General features: G+C 35.0%; 1 protein-coding gene. It reads right to left on the bottom strand.

Annotated elements, in window-relative coordinates:
- Window positions 1-74 precede the first annotated feature (74 nt).
- Entirely contained in the window at window positions 75-524 is a 450-nt protein-coding gene (locus HUN22_RS17540; protein WP_174732048.1) for a DUF962 domain-containing protein, read from the bottom strand.
- Window positions 525-620: the final 96 nt, after the last annotated feature.

The raw sequence follows: 620 nt of genomic DNA, 5'->3' as shown, positions 1-620 counted from the left end.
ATTTTATAAATTTTCTAATAAATTACTAAGATATAAAAAAGCTGAATCGAGAGGATTCAGCTTTAGCTTAATCTTTAAGCAAGAGCATGTTTTTGTCTGCTTTTCCATTTAGGTAAGATTTTTCCGAGATAAGCATCCATACACCAAACTGGTCCAATCAGTAGAAATTGTAAATCTTTAAAGAATGATGGTTTTTTGCCTTCTACTTTGTGTCCGTAAAACTGTCCAACCCAAGCAATCACAAAAATAGCGATATAAAAACCGACTCCCACAGGCAGGGTGTAAATGAGCCATGCCATAACAACAAGTAAAGCAGCCATAGCAACAGCAAGTACAAGATCTAAACGGGCATAAAATACTAAAGTGAGTACAAGTAGTAGAGCAGTGAGCAAGGTGCTGAAATGGGCAATGATTCCAATAATAGAAAATAAAATAGCAGGAACGCAAAGCCAGTGAATCTGTTTATTTGTTGGGTTTTGATGACTTTCACTATATTCATCAAACCATTCAGTAATGGATTTCATGACTAGCACACTCCTTGTTTTAAATTTGATTTATTTTTCTGGATATATTTTAGCCTGTTCTTGAGGATCTCGACAAGAAACTCACACTATTCAACC

Source organism: Acinetobacter lactucae, from assembly GCF_013344765.1.
In the GTDB taxonomy this organism is placed as follows: domain Bacteria; phylum Pseudomonadota; class Gammaproteobacteria; order Pseudomonadales; family Moraxellaceae; genus Acinetobacter; species Acinetobacter lactucae_A.
This window is presented reverse-complemented; position numbering and strand designations above follow the sequence as displayed.

Excerpts from the sequence above, each read along its gene's own strand:
- HUN22_RS17540 (WP_174732048.1), bottom strand. The coding sequence starts at position 524 with ATGAAATCCATTACTGAATGGTTTGATGAATATAGTGAAAGTCATCAA.